The 12,514-nt window shown below is 67.1% G+C and carries 10 protein-coding genes; 7 read left to right on the forward strand and 3 right to left on the reverse strand.

What is annotated here, in order from left to right; all coding sequences use genetic code 11:
• Positions 1–109 precede the first annotated feature (109 nt).
• Positions 110–1,183 (forward strand): glycosyltransferase, encoded by a 1,074-nt coding sequence (locus tag BN2660_RS11260; protein WP_091231765.1) that lies wholly within the window; start codon positions 110–112, stop codon positions 1,181–1,183.
• A gap of 12 nt (positions 1,184–1,195) precedes the next feature.
• On the opposite strand, the gene BN2660_RS11265 is transcribed toward BN2660_RS11260, so the two are convergent.
• Positions 1,196–1,939, reverse strand: a complete 744-nt coding sequence (locus BN2660_RS11265; protein WP_091231769.1) for an ABC transporter ATP-binding protein — start codon at positions 1,937–1,939, stop codon at positions 1,196–1,198.
• Positions 1,923–2,759 carry an ABC transporter permease gene (locus BN2660_RS11270; RefSeq protein ID WP_091231773.1) on the reverse strand — a complete coding sequence of 279 codons (837 nt, stop codon included), beginning with the start codon at positions 2,757–2,759 and terminating at the stop codon, positions 1,923–1,925. The genes BN2660_RS11265 and BN2660_RS11270 overlap by 17 nt, the downstream gene beginning before the upstream one ends.
• 229 nt (positions 2,760–2,988) lie before the next feature.
• Here BN2660_RS11270 and BN2660_RS11275 point away from each other — a divergent pair, with 229 nt between their 5' ends.
• From BN2660_RS11275 to BN2660_RS11300, 6 genes are read left to right on the forward strand one after another with little or no spacing between them, the layout of a single operon-like run.
• Positions 2,989–4,674 (forward strand): glycosyltransferase, encoded by a 1,686-nt coding sequence (locus BN2660_RS11275; RefSeq protein WP_141651281.1) that lies wholly within the window; start codon positions 2,989–2,991, stop codon positions 4,672–4,674.
• Positions 4,671–5,567 (forward strand): glycosyltransferase family 2 protein, encoded by an 897-nt coding sequence (locus BN2660_RS11280; protein WP_255305132.1) that lies wholly within the window; start codon positions 4,671–4,673, stop codon positions 5,565–5,567. The genes BN2660_RS11275 and BN2660_RS11280 overlap by 4 nt, the downstream gene beginning before the upstream one ends.
• Positions 5,564–7,489, forward strand: coding sequence for a DUF6541 family protein (locus tag BN2660_RS11285; RefSeq protein ID WP_091231779.1), 1,926 nt, complete (start codon positions 5,564–5,566; stop codon positions 7,487–7,489). Before BN2660_RS11280 ends, BN2660_RS11285 begins: the two co-directional genes overlap by 4 nt.
• A gap of 4 nt (positions 7,490–7,493) precedes the next feature.
• The gene (locus BN2660_RS11290) at positions 7,494–8,384 is read left to right on the forward strand and encodes a glycosyltransferase family 2 protein (protein WP_091231782.1); all 891 of its coding nucleotides are present in this window, start codon (positions 7,494–7,496) and stop codon (positions 8,382–8,384) included.
• Positions 8,385–8,436: 52 nt separating this feature from the next.
• Entirely contained in the window at positions 8,437–9,573 is a 1,137-nt protein-coding gene (locus BN2660_RS11295; RefSeq protein WP_091231786.1) for an NAD-dependent epimerase/dehydratase family protein, read from the forward strand.
• On the forward strand, positions 9,570–11,732 hold the full coding sequence (locus BN2660_RS11300; protein ID WP_091231789.1) for an acyltransferase family protein: 2,163 nt from the start codon (positions 9,570–9,572) through the stop codon (positions 11,730–11,732). Before BN2660_RS11295 ends, BN2660_RS11300 begins: the two co-directional genes overlap by 4 nt.
• A 7-nt stretch (positions 11,733–11,739) precedes the next feature.
• Here BN2660_RS11300 and BN2660_RS11305 read toward each other — a convergent pair whose 3' ends face one another.
• The gene (locus BN2660_RS11305) at positions 11,740–12,480 is read right to left on the reverse strand and encodes a glycosyltransferase (protein ID WP_255305181.1); all 741 of its coding nucleotides are present in this window, start codon (positions 12,478–12,480) and stop codon (positions 11,740–11,742) included.
• Between the last annotated feature and the right edge of the window lie 34 nt (positions 12,481–12,514).

Below are 12,514 nucleotides of genomic sequence, written 5' to 3' on the forward strand. Positions count from 1 at the left end.
GTGCATTCAAGCATGAAACCGCCGGATCGGCGGAGGGCGGTGGCGATGATTCTCGTCGCACGCCGTCACGCTCCCAGGATCACGGGGCGGAGGCGATTACTGTTGTCGCATGGGTGCTCGGCTGCGTATCGTTCTGGATCAGCTGGCGCACGTCGTGAACGCCGACCAGGCCTTCGCAGCGAGGGACCTCGCCGCAGGCCTCGTCGCCACCGCTCCCTCCGGATGCGATGTGGAGGCCATCGTCCCGGCCGGCGCCGAGGTGTCGATCACGGGAATCGCTGAGGTGCGCCGGCTGCCTCTCGCCCGACGGGAGCTGGCGACCTCGTGGCAGCTCGGACTCGCGCCGGGAGTGGGCGGAGGACTGATCCACGCGCCCTCGCTCATGGCGCCGCTGATTCGCCACGACCGGGTCCACGACCACGATCAGACCACCGTGACGCTCTGGGACCTGCAGGCGTGGGACGCGCCCGACTGCCTGCCCAAGACCACCGTCGCCTGGCACAGGGCCATGCTGAAGCGGGCGGCGAAGCACGCCGACGCCATCGTCGTTCCGTCGCATGCCATGGGCGAGCGGCTCGCCGAGATCGCGAAGGTCGGCGGCCGTGTCAGAGTGATCCCGGGTGCCGCGCCCGAGGGATTCGTCGTGCCGCTCGACGCCGCGGCCCGCCGTCAGGCGCTGTCTCTTCCGGCGAGCTACATCGTCCTCACGGGAACCCTCGACTCGCTGAGCGCAGGGTTCACCGCCGCCCTCGCCGCGGGGCGCGACGCCGTCGTGCTCGACGCGCCGGAGGGGACGGAGCCGCGGATCGCCGAGGCTGCAGCGGCGGCCGGGCTGCCCGAGTCACGGGCGCACGTCCGCGGCACGCTCTCGCGCGACGACCGGGCAGCCGTGTTCGCGGGAGCGTCGGCGCTGGTCGCCACCAGCGACGTCGCCGCGTGGCCGTGGCGTGTCATCGAGGCGATGACGCTGGGCGTTCCCGTGGTCGCGGTCGAGGCTGAGACGCACCGCGACGTCATCGTCGACGGGGGAGCGATCGTCCCCGCATCCGAGCTCCCCGAAGCCATCGAGGACGCGGTGGGAGCGGGCGCTCGAAAGCTCAGCGTGCTCGGTGCGGATCGATCACGCGCTTTCTCGTGGATGAGCTCCGCGGAGCGCGTCTGGGGCCTGCACGCCGATCTCTGACCTGCGCGCGGTCTATGCGCGCATGATCTCCACGGCCTCCGTGCTCGGACCGTCGAAGCGGATCTTCCCGCCCTGGAGCAGGATGCCGCGATCGCACAGGTTCGAGACCATGTTCAGGTCATGGCTCACGACGACGAGGGTCTTGCCCTTGGCATGGAGCTCGCGCACGCGGGCGAGGCACTTCTTCTGGAACGGCTCGTCACCGACCGAGAGGATCTCGTCGATCAGGAGCACGTCCATCTCGGTGTGGATCGCGACGGAGAAGGCGAGCCGCAGGAACATCCCGGAGGAGTAGTGCTTCACCTCCGTGTCGATGAACTGCTCGATCTCGCTGAAGGCGACGATCTCCTCGTAGCGGGCCTCGGTCTCCTTCTTGCTCATGCCGAGGATGGCCGCGTTGAGGAAGATGTTCTCCCGACCGGACAGGTCGGGATGGAAGCCGGCGCCGACCTCGATGAGGCCTGCGACGCGGCCGCGGGTGAGGACCGATCCCGCATCCGGTTCCAGGACGCCGGAGATCAGCTTCAGCATCGTCGACTTGCCGGATCCGTTGAAACCCAGCAACGCGACCGACTCGCCCTCGCCGATCTCGAAGGAGACCCCGTCCAGGGCGTGGAAATCGGTCGTCAGCGGCTTCCGTCGGATCGCCGCGAGAGCGGTCTCCTTGATGGAGTGGGTGTGACGGAGCTTGAAGTCCTTGTGGACGTCGTCGATGATGATCCGCGGCAGCGGCCGGGCATCAGAGGTCTTGGGCAAAGCGGCCCTCCAGTCGGCGGAAGACGAGCTGGCCGATGACCAGCGCGATGAGCGACGTGACGAGCGCGATGAGCCCGTACGTCCAGAGTCCCGGGACCACTGTCGCGGAGTCCTGCACGAGAGGGAACCAGATCCCGTAGTGGAACAGCTCGACCGCCGCCGTGATCGGGTTCAGGCGGTACAGCACGAACAGCCATTCCGGCACGACCCTCGCCACCTGCATCCAGTCGTACATCACCGGCGACGCCCAGATGGCGATCATGACGATGATCTCGACGAAGCTCTGGGCATCGCGGAAGGTGACATTGATCGAGCCGAAGAACAGGCCGAGTCCGGTCGCGAGGATCGCGATGATGACGAGGGCCAGCACCAGCGCGCCCAAGGAGGCGAAGGTCGGCGCCCAGCCGAAGAACAACGCGATCGCGACGACGACGATGATCTGCGGCACGGTGTTCACCGCCGCGATGAGCATGCTCGAGACCGGGAACATCTCGCGCGGCAGATAGATCTTCTTGATCAGGGCCGCGTTGTCGACGAGCGATCGGGTGCCGTTCGAGAACGCCTCGTTGAAGAAGGTGACGACGGTGATCCCCGAGAGGAGATAGATCGGGAAGAACTCGACGCGGTCGTTGGCACCGAGGAACACTCCGATGGCGACGAAGAACACCACGAACTGCACGAGGGGCTTCACGTACGACCAGAGCCACCCGAAGATCGAGCCCCGGTACCGGATCTGAACCTCTTTGCGCACGATGAGCGAGAGGAGATGCCGCTGGCGGAAGACCTCGAGGAGGCCTCGATTCGCGCCGGGGGTCGTCATCCTCTGGTCATCGACTGTGCCAGCCTGTGCCACCGAGATTCCACCTTCCGTATGCGCCGACCTGCGCGCGCGCACCGTCAGCAATCATACGATCCTCTTCGTCCGATCCCTGGCAGATCGATGGGATCGGGATGGCGGCGACTCAGGTGCGGTCCAGAGTCGGGCGCCGCCGCGCTGGTAGGATCGCGGAGGTCTCGTGCGTCCGTCGATCCGAAAGCAAACTGTATCCGTGACTCTTCTTCAAGCTCTCGATCAGCCTGCGCTCTTCCGGTTCCTGGATCCGCAGACCGGAAGCGAAATGACGGAGCGCGAGCGGCGCCTTCTCGTCGGGGCGCTGAACTTCCACGCGCTCATGGCCCCGCAGCAGACGCTCCGGATCCATCGGTACGACGGCACGGTGGAGACCCTGCCGCGTCTGACCGACGACACCACGTTCACCGGCCTGTCCCGGTCGAACAGGAGGCGGATCGAATCGTTCGACATCGTCAGCACGGTGGAGATCGAGGAGCGCGCGTCGGAGACGACCGAGGCGAAGGCGAACGCGCTCGTCGCGTCGCGCGCCCGCCACATCCACGTCTCGTCGGATGCGGTGCTGGAGTCGGACCCGTACCGTCCTCCGCGCCGCGGTCTGATCGGCGGACTCGCCCGCCAGGTGAAGTCGCGGGCTCCGCTCCTGTACGACGACGCGCGCGATCTTTCGCTGCTGCGCTTCCGTCGACGGATGACCACGGCGATCGAGCCCCGCGACTACGAGCGGGAGTTCCGCGAGGGCGGTGCGCATGAGGACGACGTGATCGTCCAGGCTGGCCCCGCCGCCGAAGGCGCGCCGAAAGCGGTCATCATCGGACTCCACTGGTTCGAGCTCGGCGGCGCGGAGCTCTGGGCGTTCGAGACGGTGCGGCTGGTCCGCGAGGCGGGGTTCCTGCCGATCGTGTTGACCAACAGGGACTCGCACCAGCCGTGGGTCACGAGGGCGGAACTCGACGGAGCCCTGCTGATCCCGTTCTCGGAGCCGACTGTCGACTCGCAGACCCCGGGCGTCGAGCCGCTGCTCCGCGCGATCCTCCGCACGTTCGACGTCAAGGGCGTCGTCATCCACCACAACCAGTGGCTGTACGATCGCGTCGCCTGGATCGCTGCCTCGCGTCCCGGCATCCCGATCGTCGACAGCACGCACATCGTCGAGTACACCGGCGGCGGCTACCCGCTGAGCAGTGCGATCGCCTCCAAGTCGATGACGACGCACCACGTGATCTCACCGAGCCTCGCGAACTGGATGACCGAGGTCCAGAACATTCCCGCGGAGCGCGTCGTGATGGCGCCTCTCGGCGGACTGACCGTGAAACCGAAGGACGCCGAGTTCCAGCGGCGCCGCGAGGGCGACGTGTTCACCGCCGCCTTCGTCGGGCGGATGGCGAGGCAGAAGGCACCGGAGGTCTTCATCGCGATGGCTCGGCGACTCAAGCGCCAGGGGTTCACGCTCCGCTTCATCCTGCACGGGGACGGCGAGCTGTCGGGATGGGTGGACGACATCATCGCGGCGGAGGGGCTGACGGCCGACATCATCCGGCGCACCTCGGGAACGCCGGTGTCCCAGACTCTCGACGAGGCGCACGTTCTGGTCGTCTCGTCGCACAACGAGGGTCTCACGCTCACGACCCTCGAGGCCATCGCCCACGGGGTCCCGGTGATCTCGACGGACGTCGGCGCTCAGGGCGACATCATCCCGCCGTCGGCGCTGGTGCCCCGCTATGCGCGCCTCGCTGCTCGGGGCCTGGCGGCGGCCGTCGCGCCCCTCATCTCCGATGAATCCGCGCGCGAGGCGCTGTGGCGCAAGGAGCGCAAGGCGGAGAAGAAGCTTTTGTCGAAGCAATCGGCGAGTTCATGGTTCGAGGAAGAGGTGAGCTCGTGGTGAGCGTTGCTGGAGTGGTCGTCACGTTCAACAGGCTCGAGAAGCTGAAGACCGTCATCGCCTCGATCGAGGCGCAGACGCACCCGGTCGAGACCCTGTTCGTCATCGACAACGCGTCGACCGACGGCACGGCCGAGTATCTCGCGTCGCTCAACACCACGGTGCCCCTCGAGATCGTGACGATGAAGACCAACTCCGGGGGAGCCGGCGGCTTCTCGGAGGGGATGCTGCAGGGTTACGCCTCCGGAGCCGACCACGTCTGGATCATGGACGACGACTGCTACCCGAAGCCGGAGGCGCTCGCATCGCTCATCGCCGGGTTCGACGGCGCGGTGGCGGAGCTGGGCGAGGACGTCCCGTTCGCCTGCTCGGTCGTGGAGTTCACCGACGGCAGCATCTGCGAGATGAACAACCCGGTGCCCACGTGGGACTGGGGGCGTCTGCTCGTCAAGGGCCAGAACAACGTCATGGTGACGGCATGCTCCTTCGTGTCGGTTCTGATCCCTCGATGGGCGATCGCCGAATACGGCCTGCCGTACTCCGAGTACTTCATCTGGTTCGACGACCGCGAGTACACCCTGCGCCTCACCCGACGGTGCCCCGGTGTGCAGGTCATGGACAGTTTCGTCGTGCACGACATGGGTGACAACCGCGGTGTGAACTTCGCGATGGTCGACAGCAAGAGCCTGTGGAAGTTCTCGTACGGAGTGCGCAACGAAGCGTCCTGGCAGCTGCACCACCGCGGATTCCTCTACTTCGTGGAGTTCGGCGCGCGCCTGTTCGTCAGCCTGCACCGCGGTCGTGTTCCCCTGCCGTTGCGGGCGAAGCTCCTGGGCAAATGGTTCCAGGGCATCACGTTCAACCCGAAGGTCCGGTACCCCGAGGCCACTCGATGAGCTGGGTATCGGCGGTCCTGCCGTCGATCATCGCAGCGGCGCTGCTCTTCGTTCCGGGATACCTCATCGCCCGCATCATCACGTTGCGCGGGCTGTGGGCGTGGGCATTAGCCGCGCCGGCGTCGGTCACCGTGGTCGCGCTGGCCTCGCTGTGGACACCGCTGGTCGGCATGCGATGGACGGTGATCCCCGTCGCCCTCACGGCTCTCGTCGTGATGGGGGTGGCTTTCGCGATCCGCAAGGCGCTGCGCGGAGCGTCGTCCGTCCTGTCGCCGGAGGATTCCGGGAGGACGACGGTGTGGGCGCTCGTCGCGTCCGGCGTCATCCTCACCGTCCAGCTGGTGCTGATCGTCGGCGATGCCAACAACATCTCGCAGAGCTTCGACAACATCTTCCACCTCAACGCCGTGCGCTACATCATGGACACCGGTTCGGCGTCTCCGATGACGATCGGTGCGATGACGAGCCCGAACGGCGGTCTCTGGTTCTACCCGGACGGCTGGCACGCCCTCGTCGCGCTCGTGGCGGAGACCAGCGGCGCGTCCATCATGATCGCGTCGAACGCGACGATGCTCGTCGTCGCCGCACTCGTGTGGCCGGCGTCCGTGCTCCTTCTCACGAGGGTGATGATCGGCGCCCAGCGGGCCGTCACGCTCACAGCGGGCGTCGTGGCGGCGATCATCCCGGTGTTCCCGATCCTGATGATCGACTACGGGGTCCTCTATCCGTACTTCCTCGCGGTGAGCCTCCTTCCCGCAGTCCTGGCCGCGACGGTCGAACTGCTGGGTCTCGGCTCCGCCGCGTCTCCCGTGCATCGGGGAATCCTCTCCTTCGCACTCCTCGGCGCACTCCCCGGCCTGGTGATCGCGCATCCCGGCGCCTTCGTCGCGTGGATCGTCCTCGCCATGGCCGCGGCCACGCTCGCCTACGCGCGTTTCGTTCGCGACAAGCCGGAGCGCGGAGTCCTCATCCGCACCACTGTGTTCTTCGTGGTCGCTCTCGGAGTGGCTGCCGTGGCCTGGACGGTTCTGAAGCCGGCGGCCGAAGCCCGCGGGTGGCCCGTCGAGCAGTCGGTCGGGCAGGCGATCGGGCAGGCGCTCACCCTGTCGCCCACCTACGGGAACGTGACCTGGATCGCGGTAGTGCTCCTGATCGTGGGCGGGGCCGCGCTGCTCCGGCGGCAGACGCTGTCGGCCGCCCTGCCGATCGTGTTCTACGTGATCGTGGCGACCCTGTACGTGGTCGCGAGCGCCATGGTGTGGCCAACGCTCCGCGACCTGCTCACAGCCGCGTGGTACAACAACTCGCCACGCCTCGCAGCACTGCTGCCGATGCTCGTGGTGCCGATCGCGGCGTATGGGGGCTACGTCGTCTCCGAGTGGGTCCGACGGATCACGACGGGCGAGGCGGGGTCGCGTCGAGCCGTCGTCGCGGTTCTCGGCGCGGTCGGAGTCGTGCTCCTCGGCGCGCAGCTCTACACCAACCAGCAGGCGATCCGATTCGTGTCCGCCGTGTACGCGTACAGCGACGAGTCACGGCTCGTCTCCACGGACGAGCTCGAGCTGATGGAGCGGCTCCCGGAGGAGGTCCCGGAGGACGCCGTGATCGCCGGCAGCGGCTGGACCGGGGCGGGCATGGCATACGCCTATGCCGACCGCCGCGTCACGATGCCGCACGTGCTGATGGAGCTCACGGAGGACGAGCAGCTCATCCTCGATGATCTGGCGGGCGCGAAGCCCGGCTCGGCAGTGTGCGACGCGGTGGAGCGCACGGGGACGAGATACGTTTTGGACTTCGGCGCCGACGAGATCCACGGGGCGAAGCACGACTACGACGGTCTCCGCCGTCTCGCCGTGTCCGATGCGGTGACCCTCATCGATTCCGAAGGGACCGCGAAGCTGTACGAGGTGACGGGATGCTGACGCTGTGACTCATGAGATCTTCGTGCCGTTCTGGGGCGACCCCGGCCTGTTGTACGAGACCGTGGACTCCGTGCGAGCGCAGACCGTTCAGGATTGGCGCCTCATCGTCATCGACGACTGCTATCCCGACTCCACGGTGGCGGAGTACTTCGCGGCGATCGAGGACCCGCGCATCGAGTACGTGCGCAACGAGGTGAATCTCGGCATCACGGAGAACTATCGAGAGGCGATCCGGCGGGCGACGAGCCCGTTCATCACGATCCTGGGGTGCGACGACCTCATGCATCCCCGCTATCTGGAGGTCATCCGTGCGGTGATCCGCTCGGTACCCGACGCCGATGTGATCCAACCCGGCGTGGTCGTCATCGACGAGAACGGTGCGCCGGTGACACCGTTGGTGGACCGAGTCAAGCAGGGCCTGCTCGCACCGCGTCGTCGGCAGGGCATCGCGGTGCTGCGGGGCGAGCAGATGGCGACGAGCCTGATCCGCGGCGATTGGCTGTACTGGCCGTCGCTGACGTTCCGGACCGAGACTCTCAAGCGCATCGACTTCCGGGACGGCCTCCCGATCATCCAGGACCTGGCGCTTCTCATGGACGTCGCGTTCGAGGGCGGTGTGCTGGCATACGACCCCCAGGTGGTCTTCTCATATCGCCGTCACGGATCGAGCGCTTCGCAGAAGACGCTTCTGGACGGTCGCCGGTTCAGGGACGAACGCACGTACTACCGGCAGGCCTCGGCTCTGGCGGCGGGTCACGGGTGGCGCCGCACCGCCCGCACCGCCAGAGTGCGCCTGATGTCGCGTCTCCACGCCATCGCCGAGCTGCCCGGCGTACTCAGGCACGGCAACAGCGCTGGACTACAATCGACGCTGGCGCATATCTTCTCCATCTGAGCGGACGCCCGGCGTGAACGTCTCGCCGAACGACTTTCTGGAGGGCCAACCGATGCCTGAGCACGTCTTGATCACCGGGGGAGCGGGCTTCATCGGCACGCGCCTCGCCGCCCGCTTCGCGAAGGACGGACACCGGGTGACGGTCCTCGACGCGCTCATCCCGCAGGTGCACGGCGAGGACCCGGCGACCACGTCCCCGCTCCTGCGCTCGCTGGACGGCATCGCCTCGGTGATCGAGGGGACGGTCACCTCCGTCGATGATCTGCGTCGGGCACTCGAGGGGGCGACCATCGTCGTGCACCTGGCCGCTGAGACCGGCACCGGACAGTCGATGTACGAGATCGACCGCTACGTCGAGGCCAACGTGGGCGGCACCGCGAAGCTGCTCGACCTCCTCGCGAACGAGACCAACACCGTCCGTCGCGTCGTGATCGCGTCCTCCCGGTCGATCTACGGCGAGGGCTCGTATCGCACGGACGACGGTCGTCTGGTGTATCCGAGTCACCGCAAGGATGCCGACATGGCGGCCGGCGACTTTGACGTCCACCACCCGGGTGAGGGTGCGCTGACGCTCGTACCGACCGACGAGAACGCGAAGCTGCACCCCTCGAGCGTCTACGGCATCACGAAGCAGATGCAGGAATCGCTCGTCATGACGGTGGCTCCCACCATCGGCAAAGAGGGGGTGTCGGTCCGCTATCAGAACGTGTACGGCCCCGGTCAGTCGCTGAAGAACCCCTACACCGGCATCCTCTCGATCTTCTCCACACTGATCCGCCAGGGCAAGGACATCAACATCTTCGAGGACGGCGAGGAAAGCCGTGACTTCGTCTACATCGACGACGTCGTCGAAGCGACCTATCTCGCATCCACGGACGAGCGCGCTGCCGGGGAGACCTTCAATGTCGGCTCCGGTGTCGCGACGACGGTCAACGAGGTCGTGGCCGCGCTGTTCGAGGCCTTCGGCCGGGAGGTGCCCACTCGCATCTCCGGCAATTACCGGCTCGGGGACATCCGTCACAACGTGGCCGACACCGCACACCTCGAAGAGGTCCTGGGATTCCGCCCGGCGACCGACTTCCGCGAAGGCGTCGCATCCTTCGTCGAGTGGGTGCTGACGGAGCCCGTGGAAGAAGACGGCTACCAGCGGTCGCTGGATGAGATGAGCAAGCGGAACCTCCTCAAGTGAGCACGGAGACGCTCTCGCGGCAGGGCGGCTTCAGGCCGGCGAGCGCGCCTCCGAAGGCCGGTGCCGGCGGCAAGCGCCTCGACATCCAAGGACTGAGGGCTCTGGCCGTCACTCTCGTGGTGGTGTTCCATCTGCTGCCTGCGCTGCTCCCTGGCGGATACATCGGCGTCGACGTCTTCTTCGTCATCAGCGGATTCCTGATCACGGCCCACCTGGTGCGCGAGCTCGAAGCGACGGGCACCGTGCGTGTCACCGAGTTCTGGGCTCGCCGCGTGCGGCGCCTTCTTCCCGCCTCGCTTCTCGTGCTCGCCGTCTGCGCAGTGCTGACCTTCACCGTGATGCCCGGGATCACGCGAGTGCAGAACTTCACCGAGATCGCCTTCGCCTCCGGATACATACTCAACTGGAATCTCGCGGCGAGTGCGGTCGACTACCTCAACGCCAGCAACCCGGAATCGCTGGTGCAGCACTACTGGTCGCTCTCCGTCGAGGAGCAGTTCTACCTCGTCTGGCCACTGCTCCTCGTCGTCGCGGTCTTCCTCGCCTTGCGGGGCAGGCCTTCTCACGGTGATCGACGGAGCGCCCGCGCCACCACCGTGACGACGAGGCGGGCGGTGCTCCTCGTACTGCTGCTCGTCTTCATCGCATCGCTGGTGTTCTCGATCGTCGAGACCGCGAGGTCGCAGCCGTCCGCGTACTTCATCACCACCACCCGAGCGTGGGAGTTCGCCCTGGGCGGGATCGTGGCACTCGTCCCCACGGTTCGTCTCGCCAAGACCGTGCATGTGGCATTGTCGTGGGCCGCCCTCGCAGCGATCGTCGGCTCCGCCTTCGCCTTCGGAGCAGGCACTGCCTTCCCCGGGGCGATCGCCCTGATACCGGTCGGCGCCACTGCGCTGCTGATCGTGCTCGGTGACAGCGACTTCGGGCTGTCGCCGCAACGGCTGAGCCATATCGGTCCGGTGCAATGGGTGGGGGACCTCTCGTATTCGATCTACCTGTGGCACTGGCCCCTCATCGTCGTGGTCGCGGCGAACGTCGGCGAGTGGCCGTCATGGGTGCGCATTCCGCTCATCCTCGCGGCGACAGGCGTTCTCGCCCTGCTCACCGAGCGCTATGTCGAACGACCGTTCCGGCGTCCCAAGGGCCTGTTCCGCCGGCGCAGCGTCACTTTCGGTGCGATGGCCGCGAGCATCATCCTGATCGTCGGTGCGGTGATTCCGGCGGCGTACGCTCTTCAGGCAGCCGTGGACCAGCGTCAGCAGGACCTCCAGGAACAGCTCGAAGGCAGCGGGACCGGGGCTGACGACTGCGTCGGAGCGCAGGCGGTGTACAACGACTGCGACGATGCATTCGCCTACACCGAATACGTGGATCCGACCTTCGCTCAGGGCGACGGGCCGTGGGCGTGGTTCGATGCGGGGGCTGCCGCCGATGCGTGCTCGAGTGAGACCGTCGGCAGCTGGGTGGAGCGATCGTGTGCGTTCGGCGCCGCCGAACCGGCATCCGCCAACGTCCTCCTCATCGGCGACTCCCACGCGGACCACATCGTGGCGCCCCTGCAGAAGGTCTCCGAGGAGAACGGCTGGGATCTGCGGGTCGAGACGCGCCAAGCGTGCAACCCTTTCCGTGTCGCGTCGAGTGCCGATGACGAGAATGCCGCACGATGCGCCGCGTGGGGAGCCGAAGCCATCGACGCCGCGGCCGCCGACCCCGATCTCCAGGTCGTCATCGTGAGCACCCGCGGCGACAGCGGGGAATGGCCCGAGAACGCGGCCGGCGCATTCCGAGAGCTCCGCGCTGCAGGCAAGTCGGTCATCGTGGTCACCGACACCCCCAACGTGGATGGCCGCGACGTGCGCGACGGCGACCTGATAACGGGACCCGCGTGCATTCTTGCCGCAGGGGAGGTGACCGATGCGTGTGCATGGACGGATTCGCCCACCGACACATGGGTCGAAGACGTCGCCGCCGGCGAAGGGATTCCGCTGCTCGACCTCCGCTCGGTGGTCTGCCCGGAGGGCACCTGTCACGCCGTGGTCGGCGGGCTGATCGCGTTCAGCGACGAGAATCACCTGAGCGGGTCGTACGCGCTCTCACTCACCGGGTGGTTCCAGCGCGAGCTCGCGCCCCTGGTTCGCGCCGCGGTCGGCGGCTGAGCCACTCTCAGGGACGCGCGGCGCTGCGCCGAGCACGCCGTCGGAGCGCTTCGCGCCACAGTCTGACGAGCAACACGCGTGAACGAAGCGCCGCAACGATGCCTCGAGGTCTCGCGGACGACGCGTTGTCCTCATGCACGCGACGCATCACGGTGGGTGCCTCGACGTGAGCGAGCTCCCTGGCGACGTTCGCCGATGTCGCGATCCACAGGTCGTGCGACTCGTCGAGGAACCCGGGGAAGGGCAGCACGAAGTCGAGCGCATCGCGTCGTACGGCCATCGCGCACCCGAAGTACGGAGCGTTCCCCGCCAGGATGCTCAGTTCGTTGCGCACGACGTGTCCGCCGGCGTCGGAACGCAGCATCCACGGACGGGCCGTGAGGGGCGAGCGCAGCGGCTGTCCGGACTCGAGGAGAACGAGATTGGACGCGACGACCGCTGAGGTCTCGGTGGCGCCGAGCAGCGCGTCGACGCGTCCCTCGGTCCAGATGTCGTCCTGATCCGCGAGCAGCAGGACGTCGCCGCGAGCAAGGCCCATCGCACGCTCGAACGATCGGACGTATCCGAGATTCCGCTCGTTGCGGTGGATGGTGATGAGGGGGCTCGCAATGGACTCGGCGATCGCGACGGAGTCGTCGGAACTGGCGTCGTCGACGATGACGAGCTCGTCACCGGGATGCAGCTGTTCGAGGATCGAGTCGATCTGCTCGCGGAGGAAACGGGCGCCGTTGTAGGTGGCCATGCACACGCTGACGCTCGGTCTGTCTGTCAAGGCTCAGGTC

This window comes from Microbacterium sp. 3J1 (genome assembly GCF_001049495.1).
Taxonomy (GTDB): domain Bacteria; phylum Actinomycetota; class Actinomycetes; order Actinomycetales; family Microbacteriaceae; genus Microbacterium.

Excerpts from the sequence above, each read along its gene's own strand:
- BN2660_RS11260 (WP_091231765.1), top strand. The coding sequence starts at position 110 with ATGGGTGCTCGGCTGCGTATCGTTCTGGATCAGCTGGCGCACGTCGTG.
- BN2660_RS11270 (WP_091231773.1), bottom strand. The coding sequence starts at position 2,759 with ATGACGACCCCCGGCGCGAATCGAGGCCTCCTCGAGGTCTTCCGCCAG.
- BN2660_RS11285 (WP_091231779.1), top strand. The coding sequence starts at position 5,564 with ATGAGCTGGGTATCGGCGGTCCTGCCGTCGATCATCGCAGCGGCGCTG.
- BN2660_RS11295 (WP_091231786.1), top strand. The coding sequence starts at position 8,437 with ATGCCTGAGCACGTCTTGATCACCGGGGGAGCGGGCTTCATCGGCACG.